Source organism: Hydrogenophaga sp. R2, assembly GCF_049843595.1.
In the GTDB taxonomy this organism is placed as follows: Bacteria; Pseudomonadota; Gammaproteobacteria; order Burkholderiales; family Burkholderiaceae_C; genus Hydrogenophaga.
In genome coordinates, this window is the sequence record NZ_JBBHZN010000001.1 from 372498 (window position 1) to 394059 (window position 21562).

A 21562-nucleotide genomic window follows, 5' to 3' on the forward strand; every position below is an offset into this window, starting at 1 on the left:
CGCGGCCCTCCCTCTGTCTGTCCTTCGCCCCGATCTGCCGTGAACACGCCTGCCTCGCCCAAGTCTGCCAACACGCCCCATCCGCTCGACACCCTCACCGGTGGCGCCTTCTCGGCCCCCACCTCGGGCGAGCGCACCGCCCGCGTGCGCGAATGGCTGGCCACCGACCCGTCTGCCGAGCAGATGCAGGAAGTGTTCCGCGAGCTCTCCCACCGCGACCGCGGTGCGGCCAAGCCGGTCAAGGAGCGGCTGGACGACATCCGCCGCCAGAAGACCCAGGAACAGATGGCCGAGGAATGGACCCAGAAAGCCCGCACGCTGCTGGAGCAGTCGCGCCTGAACCTGGCCGACGCCCTGGCCTGGCAGCGCGATGCCGCCCGCGCCGGCGCACCGCTGTCGCGCGAGCCGCTGGCCACCCTGCGCCAGCAGCTGGCCGAACGCGTCAAGGCCATCGAAGACCTGCAGCACGCCGCCCAGGTCGAGCGTGAAGCGGCGGTGCTGATCGCCCAGCGCATCGAGGTGCTGTCCACCAAGCCCTGGCGCGAAGCCCAGGCCGCCGCCGCCGCCCTGCAGGCCGACGTGGCCCAGTGGCAGCAGCAGATCGATGGCCTCATGACCCACGCCCAGTGGCCCAGCGTCGAAGGCCGTTTCCCGCCCATGCTGGAGGCATCGCGCCAGCAGCTGCAACTGGTGTGGGACGCCTTCCAGGCCGCACTGGCCCTGACCGTGGCGGCCGACGCCGACCCCCAGGCGCCCCTGCCCGCCGTGCCGGTGTGGGCCGACGAGATCCGGGTGGCCCGCGGCGAGGAGCCGCAGGCCGCCGCCGAGCGCCGTGCCGAGAAGCCCCCGGTCGATCCGCAGGTGCAGCAGGAGCGCCGCCAGCGCGCTGCCGCCGAGGTCGAAAAAGCCCTGGCCGTGCTGGAAGCCGAAGTGGCCCAGGGCCATGGCAAGGCCACGCCCAAGGCGGCCGCCGACCTGCGCGCCACGCTCAAGGCCCAGGGCCGCCACATCGGCCCGGAACTGGAGGCCCGCGTGCAGGCCGTGCTGGCCCAGGCCGGCGAACTCGAAGGCTGGCAGCGCTGGCGCGCCGACCAGATCCGCGAAGAGCTGGTGGCCAAGGCCGAGGCCCTGATGCAGGCACCCGAAGGCCAGCGCCCGGGCGGCCGCAAGATGCAGGAAACCCTGCGCGCCCTGCGCGAACAGTGGAAGGCCACCGATCAGGGCGGCCAGCCCAACCATGCGCTGTGGAAGCGCTTCGACGAGGCCTGCAACCAGGCCTACAAGGTGGTCGAGGCCTGGCTGACCCAGGTGCGTGCCCAGGCCGATGCCAGCCGCAGCCAGCGCATGGCCATCATCGACGCCGTGCGCCAGTGGACCACCGACCATGCCCAGAGCACCGACTGGAAAGCCCAGATCCGCGAACTGCATGCCTTCTCCGAGCGCTGGCGCGAAGCCGGCCACCTGAGCGAGAAGGCCTTTGCCGAGATCCAGCCCCAGTGGAAGGCCGCCATGCACGAGGCCCATGCGCGCCTGGAGGCCGCCCAGGCCGAGAGCGTGGCCCGCCGCAAGGCCCTCATCGAAGAAGCCGCTGCCCTTGGTGCGGCGCCCAGCCTGCGCCTGGATGCCGTCAAGGCCCTGCAGCAGCGCTGGCAGGCCGAAGCCCATGCCGTGCCGCTGGAGCGCAAGCAGGAACAGAAACTCTGGGAAGCCTTCCGCGAACCCATCGATGCCGCCTTTGCCCGCAAGTCGGGCGACCGCCAGGCCCAGGCCGCTGCGCTGAGCGCCCACGACCAGCGCGTGCTGGACGCCTCGCGTGCCCTGGAGGCTGCCAGCGCCTCGGGCGATGCCCAGGCCATCCGCGCCGCCATGGCCGCGCTGGACGCCGCACTGGCTGCCCCGGCCGACGAGGCACCGGCACCGGTGGCTGCCCCCGCTGCTGCTGCCGCTGAGGTGGCCGATGCCGCCGCGCCCGCCGACGGCGAGGCTGCTGCTCCCGCCGCCCCGGCAGCGCCCCCGCGCAAGCTCGTGGCCATGCGCGGCGACGACCGACCCGGCGCGCGCCGCAGCGACGCACCGGCCGCCCCGCAAGGGCGTCGGGACGACCGGCGCGATGGACGCCGTGATGGCGGACGTGAGGGTGGCCGCGACGGCTTCCGCGATGCGCGCCCCGGCCGCTTCGACCGCGACGACCGCGCCCCGCGCGGACCGCGCCTGGGCGATGCCGCCTTCCGCGCCCAGCGCCAGGCCCAGGATGCCGCGCAGATGGCGCTGCGCCGTCTGGCCGAGCAGGCCCACGGCGAGGTGCTGACCCAGATCCTGCAGGCCTGGCAGTCGCGCGACGCCTCGGCCCTGCCGAGCGCCCAGACCCTGGGCAAGGCCGTGTCGGCCGGCGACCGTGCCGCCTGGGTGGCCGCGCTGGGCCAGAGCCCGGCCGCGCTGTCCGGCGAAACCCTGCTGCGCCTGGAAATGGCGGCCGAGGTGCCCACCCCGGCCGAACACCTGAGCGACCGCCGCCTGCTGCAGCTCACCCTGCTCACGCGCCGCAACGCACCGGCCCCGGCCGAGACCTGGGCCAAGGACGTGGCGGCCGTGCTGGCCAGCGCGCACGACGGTGCCGCCGCGCGCCGCCTTCAGACGGTGCTCAAGGCCCTGCTCAAGCGTTGACGCTGGAGCTGACCCGGAACAGGCCGTCGTAGAGCGGCATCAGCTCCGGAAACTCGGTCGCAAAACGATCGCGGTTGACGAAGTAGGCCTCGCAGGTCACCGCAAAGAACTCGGCCGGGCTGGTGGCGGCATAGTCGTCCAGCCAGGGCGGCTCGCCGCCGAACCGCTCGGCCAGGCTCACCGCTTCGGTGAAGCGGTCGAAGGCCGACTTCATCACCCGCTGCCAGTGGGCCTTTGCGTCGGCGGGCCGGGCATGGCCCAGAAAACCCCGGGGCAGGGGCGGGCTGCCACCGGGCTGTTCGCCCAGGGCGATGTCGTGCATGTCGATCTTGTGCACGAACTCGTGGATGACCACGTTGTGGCCGTGTGCCGCGCCTTCGCCGGCGGCGGCCACGTCTTCCCAGCTCAGCATCAGCGGGCCACCGTCCATGGCCTCGCCGGCCAGGGTCTCGGTGTACTGGTGCACCACGCCGGTGGCGTCCTTCACCTCGCGCCGGGCCAGCACCGCGCCGGGCTGCACCACGATGCCCACGAAGTCGGCGTACCAGTCCAGCAGATCGGCAGGCTGGCGCGGCACGCGGCCGTCGGGCAAGCCCATGTGCAGCAGCGGCAGGCAGGCCTGCACCGCGATCGACAGGGCCATGGCGTCGGTCACCGCCAGCCCGTGTGCGCCATGGAACTCCTTCTCGGCCAGAAAGTGCGCGCACAGGCCACGCAGGCGCTCGTGTTCGGCCGCGCTGCGCTCCGCTGCAAAGGGCAGGGTGGCCAGCACCGAGTGCCAGAGTGCATGGGGAATGTCGGGCGGGCGGCGCCAGCGCCGGGCCCAGCGCTGCAGCAGGCTCATGGGCAGATGCGCTGGCGCTCCCAGCCGGTGCTGCCGATGCGCAGCACCTCGGCCCGGGGTGGCGTGGCGGCGGCGTCCCAGTCGGACAGCACCACGCGCCGCAGGCCCTGGCCCAGGTCGTGCTCGCCCGGGCGGTGGGTGTGTCCGTGCACCAGCACCTCGGCACGGCCCTGCTGCAGCCACTGGCGCGCGGCATCGGCATCCACATCGGCCCACAGCGCCGGGTCGGTGCCCAGGCTGCGCTTGCGGGCCTCGCTCTGCGCGCGCAGCTGGCGTGCCGTGGCTTCGCGCTCGGCCAGCGGGCGGGCCAGGAAGGCCTGTTGCCACGCGGGGCTGCGCACCTCGGTCCGGAAGGCCATGTAGTCGGTGTCGGCCAGGCACAGCGCATCGCCATGGCTGAGCAGCCAGCGCCGGCCGCCGAACACCAGTACCGTGGGGTCGTTCAGGCCGATCAGCCCGCAGGCCGCCAGACCGGCGGTGCCCAGCAGGAAATCGCGGTTGCCGCTGATGAAGAAGGTGGGGGTGCGCTGCGCGAAGGCCCGCAGCTCGGTGGCGCACTGGCGCCAGAAGGCCCGGTCGGCGGTGTCGGTGCCGTCCGCCGGGGCGGTGATCAGGTCGTCGCCGACCCAGACCTCGAAGAAGTCGCCCAGGATGAACAGGGCATCGGCCCGCTCGGCCCGGGCCAGGTAACTCTGCCAGGCCCGGTGGGTGGCCGGATCGCCCACCTGCAGGTGCAGGTCGGAAACGATGTCGACGGTGCGCCAGCCCGCCGGCGCCTGCAGTTCGGGCCGATCCATCGACGTCGGGCGCACCACCGGGCGGGGGATCAGAGGGCCACGGCCTTTTCGATCACCACGTCGGTCTTGGGCACATCGTCGTGGTAGCCACGGCGGCCGGTGGGCACGCCCTCGATCTGCTTGACGATCTCGGCACCCGAGACCACCTTCCCGAACACGGCGTAGCCCCAGCCCTGGGCGCTGGGCGCGGTGTGGTTGAGGAAGCCGTTGTTGGCCACGTTGATGAAGAACTGCGCCGTGGCCGAGTGCGGATCGCTGGTGCGTGCCATGGCGATGGTGTAGGTGTCGTTCTTCAGGCCGTTGTTGGCTTCGTTGTTGATGGGGGCATCGGTGGGCTTCTGGTTCATGCCCGGCTCGAAGCCGCCGCCCTGGATCATGAAGCCGGGGATCACGCGGTGGAACACCGTGTTGTTGTAGTGGCCCTTGTTCACGTACGACAGGAAGTTGGTGGTGCACAGGGGCGCTTTTTCGGCGTCGAGCTCCAGCGTGATGACGCCCATGCCGGCGATGTGCAGTTCAACTTTCGGATTGGCCATGTTCATTTCTCCAGGGTGGCTTTGTTGATGGTGACGGTGGTGCGGGGCACGTCCGAGCCGAAGGGGCCGGCGGCACCGGTGGGCAGGTCCTTGATCTTGTTGACCACGTCCATGCCGGCGACCACGCGGCCGAACACGGTGTAGCCGTAGAGCTCGGGCGCACCCAGCAGGTTGGCGCGTGGCACGTTTTCGTAGGTGCGGCCGCGGTACTCGAACTTGGGCACCGGGTCGCCCGGCGGAATGGGCGTGGGGTCGAGGAAGGCGTTGTCCTTGACGTTGATGAAGAACTGCGCGGTGGCCGACTGCGGATCGTTGGTGCGGGCCATCGCGATGGTGCCGGTCACGTTGCGCGGGCCACCCTTGGCCAGGGCTTCCTGGCCTTCGTGCGGCACCGGTGGGCGCGTGGGCTTCTGCTGCAGCCTGGCGTCGAACCCGCCGCCCTGGATCATGAAGTTGCTGATGACGCGGTGGAACACCGTGCCGTCGTAGTGGCCGTCGCGCACGTACTGCAGGAAGTTCTCGACCGTGCGCGGTGCCTTGTCGGGGTAGAGCTCCAGCACGATGTCGCCCTGGCTGGTGGCCAGCTTGACGCGGGGTGCCTTGTCCTGGGCCAGGGCGGGCAGGGCGAATGCGGGCAGCAGCAGGGCAGTGGCCAGGACGCGCTGGAGCCGGCGGCGGGTGAGGAGGAGGGTGGACATGGGTGCGATCACTTGCGCTGCGAGCCGGCGGCCTTGGGCGGGGTGAAGATGTTGCGGGCCATGGTGAGCTTGGGGCCGACGGTGGTGTTGGCCGGGTCGAGCTGCTGCACCTTGGCGTACGACTGTGCGGCCAGCTTGGCATACACATCGCCCAGGTTCTCGTGGGCCGTGACGTACGCGGGATTGGTGCGCACCGCCATCTCCAGCGCCACACGGGCCTTGTCGAACTGGCCCTGGTTGGCCTGCAGCACCGCCAGGTTGTTGTAGGGCTCGGGCAGCTCGGGGAATTCTTTGGTGAGGTCGGTGAAGGTGGCCATGGCGTCGGCCACCTTGCCGCTCTCGCTCTGCACCACGCCCTTGAGGAAGCGCATCTGCACATCCTTGGGGTTGGCGGCGAGGTGCTGGTCGGCCTTGGCCAGGGCCTCGGTGTGCTGGCCGGCGCGCAGCAGGCGGTTCACCTCGGCATGTTCGGCCTGCTGGGCATGGGCTGCACCGCTGGCCATGAGGCCGGCGGCCAGACAGGCCAGCAGGGCGGAACGCACGACGGGGAGGGGAGATTTCGCGAGATGGAGCATGGGACCTCGGAAAACAGTCGATGGCACAAGGGCCTTCGAGGGCTGGAAACCGGCGGCCTGTGCGGGCGCCGGAGGGGGCTGGATATACTGGCGGATTGTATCTGAGGGGTACGCCCGCACTGCCGTCTGCCGCGCCCCGCCCGCCTTCCCATGACCCTGAAAATCCACAACAGCCTGACCCGGCGTCTGGAGCCGTTCGAGCCTCTGGAGCCGGGCCATGTGCGCATGTACGTCTGCGGCATGACGGTGTACGACCTGTGCCACCTGGGCCATGCCCGTTCGATGCTGGCCTTCGACATCGTGCAGCGCTGGCTCAAGGCCAGCGGCATGAAGGTGACCTATGTGCGCAACGTCACCGACATCGACGACAAGATCATTACGCGCGCGCTCAAGAACGGCGAGAGCATCCAGTCGCTCACCGACCGCATGATCGAGGCCCTGCACCAGGACGCCGATGCCCTGGGCATCGAGCGCCCCACGCACGAGCCCCGCGCCACCGACTACGTGCCGCAGATGCTGGGCATCATCCGCCGCCTGGAAGAGCGCGGCCTGGCCTACCGCGCTGAAGGCGGCGACGTGAACTTTGCGGTGCGCAAGTTCGCCGGTTACGGCAAGCTCTCGGGCAAGTCGCTGGACGAGCTGCGGGCCGGCGAGCGTGTGGCGGTGAACGACGGCAAGGCCGATCCGCTGGACTTCGTGCTGTGGAAGGCCGCCAAGGCCGACGAGCCGGCCGACGCCCAGTGGAACAGCGACTACGGCAGTGGCCGCCCCGGCTGGCACATCGAATGCTCGGCCATGAGCTGCGAGATGCTGGGAGAGAGCTTCGACATCCACGGTGGCGGTGCCGACCTGCAGTTCCCCCACCACGAGAACGAGATCGCCCAGAGCGAAGGCGCCACCGGCGTGCCGCTGGCCCGCTTCTGGATGCACAACGGCTTTGTGCGGGTGGACAACGAGAAGATGTCCAAGAGCCTGGGCAACTTCTTCACCATCCGCGACGTGCTGGCGAAGTTCGACGCCGAGACGGTGCGCTTCTTCATGCTGCGCGCCCACTACCGCAGCGCGCTCAACCACAGCGATGCCCACCTGGACGACGCCCGTGCTGCGCTCAAGCGCCTGTACACCGCGCTGCAGCAGGTGGCGCCGGCCCCGGTCGCCATCGACTGGGCCGATCCGCTGGCCGCGCGCTTCAAGGCCGCCATGGACGAAGACTTCAACACGCCCGAAGCCCTGGCCGTGCTGTTCGACCTGGCGTCCGAGGTGAACCGCAGCCGCGACCCACAACGCGCCGGCCTGCTGCGCGCCCTGGGTGGCGTGCTGGGCCTGCTGCAGGCCGATCCGGCCGCCTACCTGCAGGGTGGCGGTGCGGCCCAGGCCACCGACGAGGCCGCCATCCTGGCCCGCATCGAGGCCCGCGCCGCTGCCAAGAAGAATCGCGACTTCGCCGAGGCCGACCGCATCCGCCAGGAACTGCTGGCCGAGGGCATCGTGCTCAAGGACGGCCCGTCCGGCACCACCTGGGAACGCGCCTGATGTCGCCCTCCGTGTCGTCTTCCGTGCTGCCCGACGTCGGCCCCGAGGCACCCGACTACTGGGTCGAGGCCTGCCGCCACCTCATGAAGCGCGACCGCGTCATGAAGAAGCTCATTCCGCAGCACCCGGGCGTGTGCCTGCAGTCGCGGGGCGATGCCTTCGTCACGCTGGCGCGCAGCATCGTGGGCCAGCAGATCTCGGTGAAGGCCGCGCAGTCGGTGTGGGAGCGCTTCTCGGCGCTCTCGCGCCGCATGACGCCGGCCCAGGTGCTCAAGCTCAAGGTGGACGACATGCGCGCCGCCGGCCTGTCGGCCCGCAAGGTGGAATACCTGGTCGACCTGGCCCTGCACTTTGCCAACGGCCAGGTGCACGAGAAGCAGTGGGCCGACATGGACGACGAGGCCATCATTGCCGAGCTGGTGGCCATCCGCGGCATCGGCCGCTGGACCGCCGAGATGTTCCTCATCTTCCACCTGATGCGTCCCAACGTGCTGCCGCTGGACGACATCGGGCTGCAGAACGGCATCAGCCGCTGCTACTTCTCGGGCGAGCCGGTGAGCCGCTCCGAGATCCGCGAGGTGGCCACGTCGTGGGCACCGTATTGCAGCGTGGCCACTTGGTATATTTGGCGATCGCTGGATCCGGTGCCGGTCAGCTACTGACCCCCACCCCCACAGGCAAGACAGGAGCCCATCTTGGCCAAAAAGAATTTTCTCGACTTCGAGCAGCCCATCGCAGAGCTCGAGAGCAAGATCGAGGAACTGCGCTACGTGCAGACCGAATCCGCGGTCGACATCTCCGAAGAGATCGAACAGCTCGCCGGCAAGAGCCTGCAGCTCACCAAGGACATCTACAGCAACCTCACGCCGTGGCAGATCACCAAGATCGCCCGCCACGCCGACCGGCCCTACACGCTGGACTATGTGCGCGACATCTTCACGCACTTTGTCGAGCTGCACGGTGACCGGCATTTCGCCGACGACCTCTCCATCGTCGGCGGCATGGCCCGCTTCAATGGCCAGCCCTGCATGGTGATCGGCCATCAAAAGGGCCGCGACACCAAGGAACGTGGTCTGCGCAACTTCGGCATGACCAAGCCCGAGGGCTACCGCAAGGCCCTGCGCCTCATGAAGCTGGCCGAAAAATTCAAGCTGCCGGTCTTCACCTTCGTGGACACGCCCGGTGCCTACCCCGGCATCGACGCCGAGGAACGCGGCCAGTCCGAAGCCATCGGCCGCAACATCTTCGAGATGGCGCAGCTGGAAGTGCCCATCATCTCCACCATCATCGGCGAGGGCGGCTCCGGTGGCGCCCTGGCCATCTCGGTGGCCGACCAGGTGCTCATGCTGCAGTACTCGGTGTACTCGGTCATCAGCCCCGAGGGCTGCGCCTCCATTCTCTGGAAGACCAGCGAGCGCGCCAGCGACGCGGCCGAGGCCCTGGGCATCACCGCCCACCGCCTCAAGGCCCTGGGCCTGGTGGACAAGATCGTGAACGAACCGGTGGGCGGCGCCCACCGCGACCACAAGCAGATGTCCGCCTTCCTCAAGCGGGCCCTCACCGACGCCTGGCGCCAGGTGTCTGACCTGAAGGTCAAGGAACTGCTGGAGCGCCGCCACGCCCGCCTGGACGGTTATGGCCGCTTCACCGACACCAAGGCCGAAGCCCGCGAACGCCGCTGAGCTGCCGGCCACCCGGCTGGCACTGCAAGCCTGGTGGCAGCGCCATCAGGCCGAAATGTCGGCTGGTCTGTCGGCTGACCTGCCTGCTGGCCCCATCGGCGTGGCCTACAGCGGCGGCGCCGATTCCACTGCCCTCCTGCATGCCGCCGCCCAGCTGTGGCCCGGCCGCGTGGTGGCCCTGCATGTGCACCACGGCCTGCAGGCCGCGGCCGACCACTTTGCCGCGCATGCCGCCCACACCGCGCAATCGCTGAACGTGCCCCTGCGCCTGGCCCGGGTGGACGCCCGGCCCGAACCTGGCCAGAGCCCGGAAGACGCCGCGCGCCGGTCGCGTTACCAGGCCCTGGCTCGGCTGGCTTCCGAAACGCCGGCTGCATCGGTCGTGCTGCTGGGCCAGCATGCCGACGACCAGGCCGAAACCCTGCTGCTGGCCCTGAGCCGGGGCGCCGGCCTGCCGGGCCTGGCCGCCATGCCCGAGCGCTTCGAGCGCCACGGCGTGCTGTTCGGCCGGCCCCTGCTGCAGGTGCCGGGATCCACCCTGCGGGACGAGCTGCAGGCCGCCGGCCACACCTGGGTCGAAGACCCCACCAACACCGACCCGCAGTACACGCGCAACCGCATCCGCCACCGGCTCATGCCGGCGCTGCGCGACACCTTTGCCGGCGCCGTGCCCGCGCTGGCCCGCACCGCCCGGCATGCGGCCCAGGCCCAGCGCCTGCTGGACGAACTGGCCGCGATCGATGCGCAGCAAGCGGGCCTGCCGCCGGCCATTGCGGCGCTGCAGACCCTCAGCCCCGACCGCCAGGCGAACCTGCTGCGCCACTGGCTGCGGGAGCACCACGGCGTGGCGCCCAGCGCCGCGCAGATGGACGCCTTGCTGCTGCAGGTGGCCGCCTGCACCACGCGCGGGCACCGCATCGAACTGCGCGTGGCCGCCGGCCTGGTGGTGCGCCAGGGCGGGGCGCTGCACTACACCCCCTCGGTATAATCCCGAGGTTTTGCCCGGCGGCGGCCTGCCGCTTCGGCGCCTCTTGATCCCCCTTTGCACAACATCCCGATGGCCTTGATCGTTCACAAGTACGGCGGCACCTCCATGGGTTCCACCGAGCGCATCCGCAACGTCGCCCGCCGTGTCGCCAAGTGGCACAAGGCCGGTCACCAGATGGTGGTGGTGCCCAGCGCCATGAGCGGCGAGACCAACCGCCTGCTGGCCCTGGCCAAGGAACTCTCCCCCGAGAAGCCGGGCCGCGCCTACGGCCGTGAACTGGACATGCTGGCCTCCACCGGCGAGCAGGCGTCTTCTGCGCTGCTGGCCATCGCGCTGCAGGCCGAAGGCCTGGAAGCCGTGAGCTACGCCGGCTGGCAAGTGCCCATCAAGACCAACGACGCCTACACCAAGGCCCGCATCGAAAGCATCGACGACGAGCGCGTGCGCGCCGACCTGGCGGCCGGCAAGGTGGTCATCGTCACCGGCTTCCAGGGCGTGGACCCCGAGGGCAACATCACCACGCTGGGCCGTGGCGGCAGCGACACCTCGGCCGTGGCCGTGGCCGCAGCCCTCAAGGCCGCTGAATGCCTGATCTACACCGACGTGGACGGCGTCTACACCACCGACCCGCGCGTGGTGCCCGAAGCCCGCCGCCTGAACCGCGTGAGCTTTGAAGAGATGCTGGAGATGGCCAGCATGGGCTCCAAGGTGCTGCAGATCCGCTCGGTGGAGTTCGCCGGCAAGTACCGCGTGCCGCTGCGCGTGCTCTCCAGTTTCACCCCCTGGGACATCGACCTGAACGAAGAAGCCGCCTCCGGCACCCTGATCACTTTCGAGGAAGAAGACAACATGGAACAAGCCGTCGTTTCCGGCATCGCCTTCAACCGCGACGAGGCCAAGATTTCGGTTCTCGGCGTGCCCGACACCCCCGGCATCGCCGCCCAGATCCTGGGTGCCGTGGCCGATGCCAACATCGAAGTCGATGTGATCATCCAGAACGTGAGCAAGGACGGCAAGACCGACTTCAGCTTCACCGTTCACCGCAACGAGTTCCAGAAGACCATCGACCTGCTCAAGAGCAAGGTGGCCCCGGCCATGGGCGCCACCGAAGTGCTGGGCGACGCCCGCATCTGCAAGGTCAGCATCGTGGGCATCGGCATGCGCAGCCACGTGGGCGTGGCCAGCCGCATGTTCCGCTGCCTGAGCACCGAAGGCATCAATATCCAGATGATCTCCACCTCCGAGATCAAGACCTCGGTGGTCATCGACGAGAAGTACATGGAACTGGCCGTGCGCGCCCTGCACCGCGAGTTCGATCTGGACCAGACCGCCGACACCATCGGCCGCTGAGAGCGCCCGGCCCTGCTGCCGAATTGAGGCATAATGCGGGGCTTCCGGAGTGATGACCGAGTGGCCGAAGGTGCTCCCCTGCTAAGGGAGTATGGGGTGTAGAGCCTCATCGAGGGTTCGAATCCCTCTCACTCCGCCACATTGAAAAAGCCCTGCAGTTCGCTGCAGGGCTTTTTTGTTGGCCATGGCGTGGATGGCCCTCATGTTTTCGGGGATGGGAGCGCCCATCCGCAAGGACGGCGGCACGGCTTGATCCGTGTGACTATCCCCATCCCCACCTCTGCATCCGCTGGTCTCCTCAGGCTCGATACCCGCATCGACACCTCCGCGCGGCCCCCGCATAATCGCCGCCAAGCCGAAAGGCCCGGTGCTTAAGAACACCAACAAGCTAATAGCGGTGCAACCTCCCCGTCAGTGAGGTTTCGTCATGCCCCAACACGGCGGGCTTCCCTCTCGGGAGGCCTGCGGATGCGCTCCATCTGCGCGTCCATTGGTCTGCTTGCAGGCCTACCGGTTATGGGCGGGATGGGCCTACCCGCAAGGATGGTCGCACGGACTGTTAGCCGTGTTCTTAACATCCCGCCCACCCTTTGCGCGTAAGAACGCACAGGGTGGTTTCAGGTCCCTAACAGGAGCAAGAAACCATGCTCAACACCGACACCCCCATCACCCTGTCCCCCACTCGCCGCGGCGCCTGCCTGGAAGCGGCCTGGGAGATCGAGGCGCTGGCTTCCTTGTTGCCCAAGCTCGACCTGACCGAGGAGCCGGCGGCAGCACTGCAGTTGCGGGGCTTGGCGGCGCGGCTGGCGCAGCTCGCGGGGGTGGTGATGTCGGGGCTGGACGATGCGGCGGTGGCCGATGCGGACCTGCAGCGCCTGCTGCAGTTGCCTACCCGTTGAGATGAATCAGGCCGTCACGCCGCTTCAGCACACCGCTTCATGCTGCCGCGTCTGCGACGGCGTTTCTCCGAACAGGGCCTTGTATTCCTGCGAGAAGTGGCCCATGTGCCAGAAGCCCCAGCGGGCGGCAATGTCGGCGATGGTGGTGTCCCGGGCGGCGTCGCAGAGTTCGCGGCGCACGGCATTGAGGCGCACGGTGCGCAGGTAGTGGGCGGGGCTCATGCCCAGCACGTCCTGAAAGCAGTTCTGCAGGGTGCGGCGGGTGAGGTGCAGCTGCACGCACAGCTGTTCCACGCGGGGCGGCTGGTCGGGGTGGGCCATGACGAGTTCGCGGGCGCGGTCCACGATGTCCTGCCGCCGGCGCAGGGCGGGCGGGGCGGCGTCGCACACGGCGTCGGGCGCCAGGGTGTCGGCCAGCACGGTGAGCAGGGTGTCGCGCAGGGCCTGGCGGCTGGCGTCAAAGCGCAGCACGCCAGGTTCGGCCTGCAGTGACCGAAGCACCTCGCGCAGCATGCCCACCAGCCGCAGGCGCTGCAGCACGGTCAGCGGCTGCACGCTGGGGGCCAGGTGGGCGGCCTGGGGCCAGTCGCGGTGGTGCACGTCCTGCAGGTGGCGGATGACGCGGTCGCGGTGCAGCACCACGCCGTACAGGCCGCAGCCGGCGGGCACCTGCAGGTCGAACGGGTGGCCGTTGCTGGAGAGCATGAGCTGCTGCCCGTCCACCGGGCGGCCCATGAAGCGCAGGCCTTCGGGCGCTTCGGGCACGGCCAGGCCGAGCCACACGCCGCCGTCCCAGGGGCGGCAGTGCTGGCTGGTGGCGCAGCTGGCTTCTTCCTCGAACACCTGGATGTCGGCGTCCATCAGCTCGCGCACCTGGCCGCTGAACAGCCCGTGCGAGGTCTGTTCGTAGCGCTGTTCCCAGGCGTCCAGGTTGTCCGCGTGCACATGCACCTCACGGGAGCGCTTGATGCGGTACCGGGCGCCGTCGTCGGCGGCGTCGGGGTGGTGGTGCACCAGGTTGGACGGGAAGGGCATGGAATTGGGGTGTTCCGGCGGCGGGCCGCGGGTGAGGGCAGAAGTATCAAGTTCCGTGCCAGAACCCCGACCTACGGAAAACCCGGGTCGCCGTATCCCGTTTCGGAAAAAAACGCGGCACCACAGTGGTGTTGCCGAATCCGGATACCGCCACCGCCCGGCCTGGCCGCACCATGCGTCGCAGGCTGCCTGAGCCGTTTCAGGTGCACCACGAGCATTTCCATGTCAAACCACACCCAACAGGTGTCCCGCGACCTCAAGCCGGTCCTGGGCGCTTTCTCTCTCTGGGGCATTGCCGTCGGCCTGGTGATTTCCGGCGAGTACTTCGGCTGGTCGTATGGCTGGGCCAGCGCCGGCACGCTGGGCTTTCTGGTGGCCACCACGTTCGTGGCGGTCATGTACACCAGCTTCATCTTCAGCTTCACCGAGCTGTCCACCTCCATCCCGCACGCGGGCGGGCCGTTTGCCTATGCGCGGCGGGCCTTCGGGCCCACGGGCGGCTTCATTGCGGGCTATGCCACGCTGGTGGAGTTCGTGTTTGCGCCGCCGGCCATCTCGCTGGCGATTGGCGCCTACCTGAACGTGCAGTACCCGGCGCTCGACCCCAAGGTGGCGGCACTCGGTGCCTATGTGATCTTCATCACCCTCAATGCGCTGGGCGTGGGCATTGCGGCCATGTTCGAGCTGGTGGTCACGCTGCTGGCGGTGGGCGAGCTGCTGGTGTTTGCCGGCGTGGTGGCGCCGGGCTGGTCCATGGCCAACTTCGTGGCCAACGGCTGGGCCGGTGAAAGCAGCTTCACCATGGCCACCTGGGCGGGCATCTTTGCCTCCATCCCGTTCGCCATCTGGTTCTTCCTGGCCATCGAGGGCGCGGCCATGGCGGCCGAAGAAGCCAAGGACCCCAGGCGCACCATCCCTATCGCCTACATCACCGGCATCCTGACGCTGGTGGCGCTGGCCTTCCTGGTGATGATCATGGCCGGCGGCGTGGGCGACTGGCGCCAGCTCTCCAACATCAACGACCCGCTGCCCCAGGCCATGAAGGTGGTGGTGGGCGAGAACAGCGGCTGGCTGCACATGCTGGTGTGGATCGGCCTGTTCGGTCTGGTGGCGTCCTTCCACGGCATCATCCTGGGCTACTCGCGCCAGATGTATGCGCTGGCCCGCGCCGGCTACCTGCCCGCGTACTTTGCCGCCGTGCACCCGCGCTTCAAGACCCCGGTGCGTGCGCTGGTGGGTGGCGGTGTGGTGGGCGTGCTGGCGGTGTTCTCCGACCAGTTCATCACCATCGGCGGCCAGCCGCTCACGGCCAACATCGTGACCATGGCGGTGCTGGGCGCGCTGGTGATGTACATCATGTCCATGGCTTCGCTGTTCAAGCTGCGCGCCGCCGAGCCCGGCCTGCAGCGCCCCTACAAGGCGCCGTTCTACCCGGTGCTGCCGGCCATCGCGCTGGTGTTCGGCCTGGTGTGCCTGGGCGCGCTGGTGTACTTCAACCCGGTCATCACCGCCATGTTCCTGGGCCTGATGGCCGTGGCCTGGGTGTACTTCGCGCTCACCTCGGGCCAGCGCGACGCCGCCCCGGCCGACGAGATGCTGGGAACTGCCAAGTGAGCTTCGACGTCACCCTGGGGCCGCTGCGCTACCGCTTCGGTTCGCTGCGGGAGCTGATGGCCAAGGCCACGCCGCTGCGTTCGGGCGACGCGCTGGCCGGCCTGGCTGCCAGCACCGAGCAGGAGCGCATTGCGGCCCGCTGGGCGCTGGCCGATGTGCCGCTCAAGCGCTTCCTGACCGATGCGCTGGTGCCCTACGAGGACGACGAGGTCACCCGGCTGATCATCGACAGCCACGACGCAGCGGCCTTCGCGCCGGTGGCCCACCTCACCGTGGGGGGCTTTCGGGACTGGCTGCTCTCGGCCCAGGCCACCGGGCCGGTGCTGCAGGCCCTGGCCCCGGGCCTCACGCCCGAGATGGTGGCCGCCGTGAGCAAGCTCATGCGCAACCAGGACCTGATGCTGGTGGCGCGGCGCTGCGAGGTGGTCACGCGCTTTCGCAACACCCAGGGCCTGCGCGGCCACCTGAGCGTGCGGCTGCAGCCCAACCACCCCACCGACGACCCGGCCGGCATCGTGGCCAGCCTGATCGACGGGCTGATGCACGGGGCCGGCGACGCGGTGGTGGGCATCAACCCGGTGTCCGACAGCGTGCCCGACCTGGTGCGCCTGAACCATGTGCTGGCGGATGTGATCGGGCGGGGCATTCCCACCCAGAGCTGCGTGCTCACCCACGTCACCAACACCATGCGGGCCATCGAGCTGGGCGCGCCGGTGGACCTGGTGTTCCAGTCGATCGCCGGCACCGAAGGCACCAACCGCAGCTTCGGCATCGACCTGGCCCTGCTGGACGAGGCGCACGCCATGGCGCAATCGCTGGGCCGGGGCACGGTGGGATCGAACGTGATGTATTTCGAGACCGGGCAGGGCAGTGCGCTGTCGGCCAATGCCCACCATGGCGTGGACCAGCAGACCTGCGAGGCCCGCGCCTACGCGGTGGCCCGGCGCTACCAGCCGCTGCTGGTGAACACGGTGGTGGGCTTCATCGGGCCGGAGTACCTGTTCGACGGCAAGCAGATCACCCGTGCCGGGCTGGAAGACCACTTCTGCGGCAAGCTGCTGGGCCTGCCCATGGGCTGCGACATCTGCTACACCAACCATGCCGAGGCCGACCAGAACGACATGGACAACCTCATGGTGCTGCTGGCCACGGCGGGCCTGAACTTCCTGATCGGCGTGCCCGGTGCGGACGACGTGATGCTGAACTACCAGAGCACCTCCTTCCACGACGCGCTGGTGCTGCGCGAGCTGCTGGGTCTGAAGCGCGCGCCCGAGTTCGAGGCCTGGCTGCAGTCCATGGACATCACCGATGCCACCGGCCGCCTGCTGCCCGCTGCGCAGGCCTGGCGCTCGGCCGGCGAACACCTGAGCCTGCCAGCAGCATGACCGGCATGAGCGACCTGCCCGAGCTTCCCCCCCAGCGCCTGGACCCGGCCGACCCGCCCGCCACCGGCGACGACCCCTGGGCGCACCTGCGCCGCTTCACGCCGGCCCGCATCGGCCTGGGCCGCAGTGGCGTGAGCGCCACCACCCGCGAGGTGCTGGCTTTCTCGCTGGCCCATGCGCAGGCGCGCGACGCCATCCACCTGCCGCTGGACGCCGATGCCCTGGTGGCCCAGGTGCAGGCCCAGGGCTGGCCTGATGTGCGGGTGGTCAGCAGCCGCGCCCGCAGCCGGCACGAATACCTGCTGCGGCCCGACCTGGGCCGCCGCCTGGACCCGGCCGATGCCGAGCGGCTGCAGGCGCCCGAAGCCGCCCCCGACCTGGTGCTGGTGGTGGGCGACGGCCTGTCGCCCCTGGGCATTCAGCGCCACGCCCCGGCCCTGCTGGCCGCGCTGCGCGAGGCGCTGGACCCGGCGCTGCGCCTGGGGCCGCTGGTGGTGGTGCGCGAAGCCCGCGTGGCCGTGGGCGACGAGGTGGGCGAACGCCTGCGCGCCGGCATGGTGGCCATGCTGGTGGGCGAACGCCCGGGCCTGAGCTCGCCCGACAGCGTGGGCATCTACCTCACCCACAGCCCGCGCGTGGGCTGCAGCGACGCGCAGCGCAACTGCATCTCCAATGTGCGCCCGGCCGGGCAGGACCCGGTCACCGCCGCGCGGCGTCTGGCCTGGCTGGTGAGCGAGGGCCGGCGCCTGGGCCTGACCGGCGTGGGGCTGAAGGACCACAGCGGTCTGCCGCTCATGGGGACCGATCTGTCCGGGGAAAGCATGAAATCCGGCACCAACGATCCAGGTTTCCCCACAAAGTAACCCGGTTCGGCTGCCGATATGGCGGATGTGATTTCCGAAAAGGAGCGCATCCATGCAACCGAACCGCCATTCCCGTCTCTCCTCGGTCCGCTCCGGCGGCCTTTGCCTCCCCCTCGGCCTGCTGGCCCTGTGCCTGGCCGCCGCCCTGCCGGCCCGGGCCCAGACCAGCACCGCCACCTTCAGCGTCACGGCCACCGTGCTGCCGGCCTGCACCGTGGTGGGCGGTGTGCCGCTGGCCTTCGGTGTGGTGACGCCGGGCGTGCAGCGTGACGGCAGCGTCACCGTCACCGCCACCTGCACCCTGGGCACGCCCTACACCCTGGCGCTGGACGCCGGCACCGGCTCGGGCGCTTCGGTGGCCAGCCGCCGCATGACCAGCGGCAGCGACACGCTGGACTACACCCTCTACCAGGACGCCGGTCGCACCACCCTGTGGGGCGACGGCACCGCCGGCACCAGCGTGCGCAGCAGCACCGGCACCGGCCTGGTCCAGACCTTCACCGTGTACGGCCGGGTGCCGTCGAGCGCCGTGGCCCCGGTGGGCAGCTACACCGACACCATCACGGTGACGGCCACCTACTGAGGCGGTCATGAGCCTGCGTTGGTTGATCACCGCCGCGCTGTCTGCGCTGCTGGCCCTGCCGTCCCACGCCTTCCAGGTGCGGCCGGTGCGGGTGGACCTGGGCCCGCGCCAGGCCGCCGCGCAGCTGGTGGTCAGCAACCCGACCGATCGGCCCCTGCTGGTGCAGGCCCAGGTCTGGTCGTGGTCGCAGGAGGCCACGCTGGACCGGCTGGAGCCGGCCAGCGACCTCATCGTCAATCCCCCCATCTTCGAACTCGCCCCCGGCGCCCAGCAGGTGGTGCGGGTGGGTCTGCGCCAGCCGCTGGCGCCCGGGCGCGAGCAGAGCTGGCGGCTGTGGCTGTCCCAGGTGGCCACACCGGCCACCCCGGGCGATGGCGGCGTGCAGATGCTGCTGCGCGTGAGCCTGCCGGTGTTCGGTGCCGGCGACGGCCTGCCGGACCCGGCCCCGCGCTGGCAGCGCCAGGACGCCGGGACCAGCGTGGCGCTGGCCAACGACGGCGGGCGCCATGTGCATGTGCGGGAGCTGCGGCTGCAGTCCGACGGTCTGCCACCACAGGCCCTGGGCCCGTGTTACGCCCTGCCGGGCGGCGGCTGCCGCTGGACCCTGCCGCGCGAGTGGCAGGGCCGGCCCCTGCGGCTGGAGGCCGACAGCGATGCCGGCCGCCTGCGGGCGCAGTTCGATGGTCCCGCATCGCCCTGAGGGGCCTGACCTGCAGCGCGCGCCGGGCAGCACCCTGCTGGCCTGGCTGGTGCTGGTGGTCGGCATGTTGCTGGCCGTGGACGCCGCCGGCCAGACCCCGTTGCCGCTGGTGCGCTGGCTCGATGTGCGCATCAATGGCCATGCCCTGGACGAGGCCGCGCCGGTGGTGGAGATCGGCGGGCAGTTCCTGGCCCCGGTCGAGAGCCTGGCCGCCTGGCAGCTGGCGCCGCAGGACGAACCCCGACTCATAGACGGCCGCCCCCACCACAGCCTGAGCGCCTGGCAGCCCCGGCTGCAGGCCGCCACCCAGACCCTGCTGCTCAGCGTGCCGGCCGAAGGCTTCGTGTCGCGCCGGCTGCCGTGGCAGGCCGGACGCATCGACAGCCCGGTGCTGGAGACCCACGCCGCCCCGGGGCTGTCGCTGGACTACAGCTTCAACCTCGACCGCGACCGCGCCGGCAGCCAGGCCAGCACCCTGACCGACCTGCGCGCCTTCGGCCTGTGGCCGCAGACGGTGCTGCACCAGACCACGCTGTGGCGCCAGGGCAGCACGCTGCCCGGCCAGCCCCGCATGCAGCGGCTGGACACCTCGCTGCGCCACGCCGACCCTGAGGGCCTGTGGCGCACCTCGGTGGGCGACACCCTGAGCTGCGGCGGCGAGCTGGCCCCCACGGTGCGCATGGCCGGTGTGCAGTTGCGCACCGACTTCGGCCTGCAGCCCGACCGCGCGCAGTACCCGCTGCCGCTGGTGCAGGGTTCGGCCCAGGTGCCCAGCGGGGTGGACCTGCTGATCAACGACCAGCCGGCCGGCAGCCTGTCGGTCGGCCCTGGGCGCTTTTTGCTGGACAACCTGCCCGCCGTCACCGGGGCCGGCGAGGTGCGGCTGGTGCAGCGCGATGTGCAGGGCATCGAGCAGGTGCGCACCGTGCCCTTCTATGCCAGCCCCCGCCTGCTGCGCCCGGGCCTGCGCGAACAGTGCGCCGAGGCCGGCCGGCTGCGCCTGAACTACGGCCTGCCCGGCGACCGCTACCAGGGCTCGCTGGCCGCACTGGCCTGGCGCGAAGGCCTGACCGACACCCTGACCGGTCTGGCCCGGGTGGAGACCGGCGGCGCGGTGCGCAACCTGCACCTGGCGGCGCACTGGGTGCCGGCGCAGTTGGGCGTGGTGAGCCTGCAGTGGACCGCCAGCCGCTCCACCGGCCAGCAGGGCCAGGCCCTGCGCCTGGGGCTGGAGCGGGTGACCCCGCGTTACCACCTGAGCGCGCGCGTCGAGACCGCCGACAGCGGCGTGCGCCAGATCGACGGCAGCCTGCCGCCGGCCCGCCGCGCCAGCCTGTTCGGTGGCTGGACCTGGGGCCGGGCCAGCACCTCGGTGGGGCAGGTCTGGCAGCGCAGCGCCAGCGGCGCGGCGCAGCGCGTGTTCAGTGCCTCGGTGCAGCAACGCATCGGTGGCGACTGGCAGATGGGCCTGAGCGCGCTGCGCCGCGAACAGCGCTGGAGCATGGCGGTCATGTTCACCCGGGCGCTGGAGCGCGACACCAGCCTGGCCATGCGGGTGCAGGGCGGGGCCGAGGCCGGCACGGCGGTGCAGGTGCAGCGCCACGAACCCGAGACCGGTGGTGCCGGCTGGCGGCTGCAGGGCGGCAGCGGTGCCAGCCGCGCCGTGGCCGGCTGGAGCTGGCTGGGCGACCAGGGCCGGCTGGAGCTGCAGGCCGCACGCACCGCCAGCGGCGACACCGCCGAGCGCCTGACCTGGCAGGGCGGGCTGATCTGGCTGGGCGACCGCCCGGTGGCCGGCCGCGCGCTGGGCGATGCGGTGGTGGCCCGCATCGAGGTGGCCGGTCTGCCCGGCGTGGGGGTGCAGCTCAACCGGCGCGAAGTGGCCGTGACCGATGCCCAGGGTCGGGCCTGGGTGCACGGCCTGCAGCCCTGGGAGGACAACATCATCGGCATCTCGCCCGAGCGGCTGCCCATGGACATGCTGGTGGGCCTGCACGAGGTGCGCATCCGCCCGCCGGGCGACACGGTGGTGTCGGCCCGTTTCCCCACCCGGCGCAGCCGGGCGGCCCTGCTGCGGGTGCGGCACAGCGATGGCCGGCCGGTGGCCCCGGGTGCCCGCGCCCGGCTCGACGCCGATGGCCCGGGCATGGGTGTGCCCTTCGGTCTGGACGGCGAGGTGTTCCTGGGCGATCTGCAGGACCGCAACCGCCTGCTGGTGGAGGGTCGTGCCGGGGTGTGCGTGGTGGAATTCGACCTGCCGACAGATGCCGGCGTGCAGCCCACGCTGGGGCCCTTCACCTGCCGGGAGCAGCTGCCATGAGCGCGCGCTGGTGGTTCGCTGCGCTGCTGGCGCTCTGGGCCTCGGCCGCCCAGGCCCACAGCTGCACCGTCAGCGCCACGCCGCTGGCCTTCGGCAGCTATGTGTCGCCGCAGGGCCCGCGGGTGGACAGCAGTGCCACGGTGCAGGTGCGCTGCACGCCCACCTACCTGCTGCTGGCCTGCGAGGTGGCCTACACCCTGTCGCTGTCGGTGGGCCAGACGCCCGGTGGCGGCGTGCGCCAGCTCTCGGCCGGCACCGGCCGGCTGCGCTACGACCTGTTCAGCGATGCCGCCCGCACCCAGCCCTGGGGCGATGGCGGGGCGTCGGGTTCGGTGGTGGGGGGCAGCATCAGCACCGGGCTGCTGGGGCTGGTCTGCCTGCAGGGCGGCCGCAACCACACGGTGTACGGGCGGGTGCCGGCGGCCCAGAACGTGCCGGTGGGCGTGTACCAGGACCAGCTGGTGCTGACGATCACCTACTGAGCATCACCGGCCGG

General features: G+C 70.6%; 20 protein-coding genes and 1 tRNA gene. 15 read left to right on the plus strand and 6 right to left on the minus strand.

Annotation, left to right across the window (positions count from 1 at the left end; all coding sequences use genetic code 11):
- Positions 1-39: 39 nt before the first annotated feature.
- Positions 40-2664 (plus strand): DUF349 domain-containing protein, encoded by a 2625-nt coding sequence (locus WD026_RS01830; RefSeq protein ID WP_425721954.1) that lies wholly within the window; start codon positions 40-42, stop codon positions 2662-2664.
- Here WD026_RS01830 and WD026_RS01835 read toward each other — a convergent pair.
- The 5 genes from WD026_RS01835 to WD026_RS01855 are packed head-to-tail and all read right to left on the minus strand — an operon-like array spanning position 2654 to position 6081.
- The gene (locus WD026_RS01835) at positions 2654-3508 is read right to left on the minus strand and encodes a zinc-dependent peptidase (protein ID WP_425721955.1); all 855 of its coding nucleotides are present in this window, start codon (positions 3506-3508) and stop codon (positions 2654-2656) included. The genes WD026_RS01830 and WD026_RS01835 overlap by 11 nt on opposite strands.
- Positions 3505-4305: a UDP-2,3-diacylglucosamine diphosphatase gene (locus WD026_RS01840; protein ID WP_425721956.1), complete on the minus strand. Its 801-nt coding sequence runs from the start codon at positions 4303-4305 to the stop codon at positions 3505-3507. Before WD026_RS01840 ends, WD026_RS01835 begins: the two co-directional genes overlap by 4 nt.
- Positions 4306-4334: 29 nt before the next feature.
- Complete coding sequence (locus tag WD026_RS01845; RefSeq protein ID WP_425721957.1) at positions 4335-4841, minus strand: peptidylprolyl isomerase; 507 nt, start codon at positions 4839-4841, stop codon at positions 4335-4337.
- Between the two features lie 2 nt (positions 4842-4843).
- Positions 4844-5539: a peptidylprolyl isomerase gene (locus WD026_RS01850; RefSeq protein WP_425721958.1), complete on the minus strand. Its 696-nt coding sequence runs from the start codon at positions 5537-5539 to the stop codon at positions 4844-4846.
- 8 nt (positions 5540-5547) lie between these two features.
- The gene (locus WD026_RS01855) at positions 5548-6081 is read right to left on the minus strand and encodes a tetratricopeptide repeat protein (RefSeq protein ID WP_425721959.1); all 534 of its coding nucleotides are present in this window, start codon (positions 6079-6081) and stop codon (positions 5548-5550) included.
- 183 nt (positions 6082-6264) lie between these two features.
- Between WD026_RS01855 and cysS the strand changes: the two genes are divergently transcribed.
- From cysS to WD026_RS01890, 7 genes are all read left to right on the plus strand, one after another.
- Positions 6265-7647, plus strand: coding sequence for a cysteine--tRNA ligase (gene cysS, locus WD026_RS01860; RefSeq protein ID WP_425721960.1), 1383 nt, complete (start codon positions 6265-6267; stop codon positions 7645-7647).
- Positions 7647-8309, plus strand: a complete 663-nt coding sequence (locus WD026_RS01865) for a DNA-3-methyladenine glycosylase family protein (RefSeq protein WP_425721961.1) — start codon at positions 7647-7649, stop codon at positions 8307-8309. Before cysS ends, WD026_RS01865 begins: the two co-directional genes overlap by 1 nt.
- Before the next feature lie 33 nt (positions 8310-8342).
- Positions 8343-9329, plus strand: a complete 987-nt coding sequence (locus tag WD026_RS01870; RefSeq protein WP_086120313.1) for an acetyl-CoA carboxylase carboxyltransferase subunit alpha — start codon at positions 8343-8345, stop codon at positions 9327-9329.
- Between the two features lie 55 nt (positions 9330-9384).
- Complete coding sequence (tilS, locus tag WD026_RS01875) at positions 9385-10317, plus strand: tRNA lysidine(34) synthetase TilS (protein ID WP_425721962.1); 933 nt, start codon at positions 9385-9387, stop codon at positions 10315-10317.
- A 69-nt stretch (positions 10318-10386) separates the two neighbouring features.
- The gene (locus WD026_RS01880; protein WP_425721963.1) at positions 10387-11667 is read left to right on the plus strand and encodes an aspartate kinase; all 1281 of its coding nucleotides are present in this window, start codon (positions 10387-10389) and stop codon (positions 11665-11667) included.
- Positions 11668-11713: 46 nt separating this feature from the next.
- Positions 11714-11806, plus strand: a tRNA-Ser gene (locus WD026_RS01885).
- A 505-nt stretch (positions 11807-12311) separates the two neighbouring features.
- Positions 12312-12566 (plus strand): hypothetical protein, encoded by a 255-nt coding sequence (locus tag WD026_RS01890; protein ID WP_425721964.1) that lies wholly within the window; start codon positions 12312-12314, stop codon positions 12564-12566.
- A 24-nt stretch (positions 12567-12590) separates the two neighbouring features.
- Here the strand turns inward: WD026_RS01890 and WD026_RS01895 are convergent, their stop codons facing one another.
- Positions 12591-13601 carry a helix-turn-helix domain-containing protein gene (locus WD026_RS01895; protein WP_425721965.1) on the minus strand — a complete coding sequence of 337 codons (1011 nt, stop codon included), beginning with the start codon at positions 13599-13601 and terminating at the stop codon, positions 12591-12593.
- 222 nt (positions 13602-13823) lie between these two features.
- Here WD026_RS01895 and eat point away from each other — a divergent pair, with 222 nt between their 5' ends.
- From eat to WD026_RS01930, 7 genes are read left to right on the plus strand one after another with little or no spacing between them, the layout of a single operon-like run.
- The gene (gene eat / locus WD026_RS01900) at positions 13824-15215 is read left to right on the plus strand and encodes an ethanolamine permease (protein ID WP_425721966.1); all 1392 of its coding nucleotides are present in this window, start codon (positions 13824-13826) and stop codon (positions 15213-15215) included.
- Between the two features lie 56 nt (positions 15216-15271).
- Positions 15272-16600 (plus strand): ethanolamine ammonia-lyase subunit EutB, encoded by a 1329-nt coding sequence (locus tag WD026_RS01905; protein WP_425723184.1) that lies wholly within the window; start codon positions 15272-15274, stop codon positions 16598-16600.
- Positions 16601-16605: 5 nt separating this feature from the next.
- Positions 16606-17463, plus strand: coding sequence for an ethanolamine ammonia-lyase subunit EutC (gene eutC / locus WD026_RS01910; RefSeq protein WP_425721967.1), 858 nt, complete (start codon positions 16606-16608; stop codon positions 17461-17463).
- Between the two features lie 52 nt (positions 17464-17515).
- Positions 17516-18046, plus strand: coding sequence for a Csu type fimbrial protein (locus WD026_RS01915; RefSeq protein ID WP_425721968.1), 531 nt, complete (start codon positions 17516-17518; stop codon positions 18044-18046).
- Positions 18047-18053: 7 nt separating this feature from the next.
- On the plus strand, positions 18054-18746 hold the full coding sequence (locus WD026_RS01920; RefSeq protein ID WP_425721969.1) for a fimbrial biogenesis chaperone: 693 nt from the start codon (positions 18054-18056) through the stop codon (positions 18744-18746).
- Positions 18727-21066 (plus strand): fimbria/pilus outer membrane usher protein, encoded by a 2340-nt coding sequence (locus WD026_RS01925; protein ID WP_425721970.1) that lies wholly within the window; start codon positions 18727-18729, stop codon positions 21064-21066. The genes WD026_RS01920 and WD026_RS01925 overlap by 20 nt, the downstream gene beginning before the upstream one ends.
- A complete protein-coding gene (locus tag WD026_RS01930) occupies positions 21063-21548 on the plus strand; it encodes a Csu type fimbrial protein (RefSeq protein WP_425721971.1) in 486 nt (161 codons plus the stop codon). The genes WD026_RS01925 and WD026_RS01930 overlap by 4 nt, the downstream gene beginning before the upstream one ends.
- Positions 21549-21562: the final 14 nt, after the last annotated feature.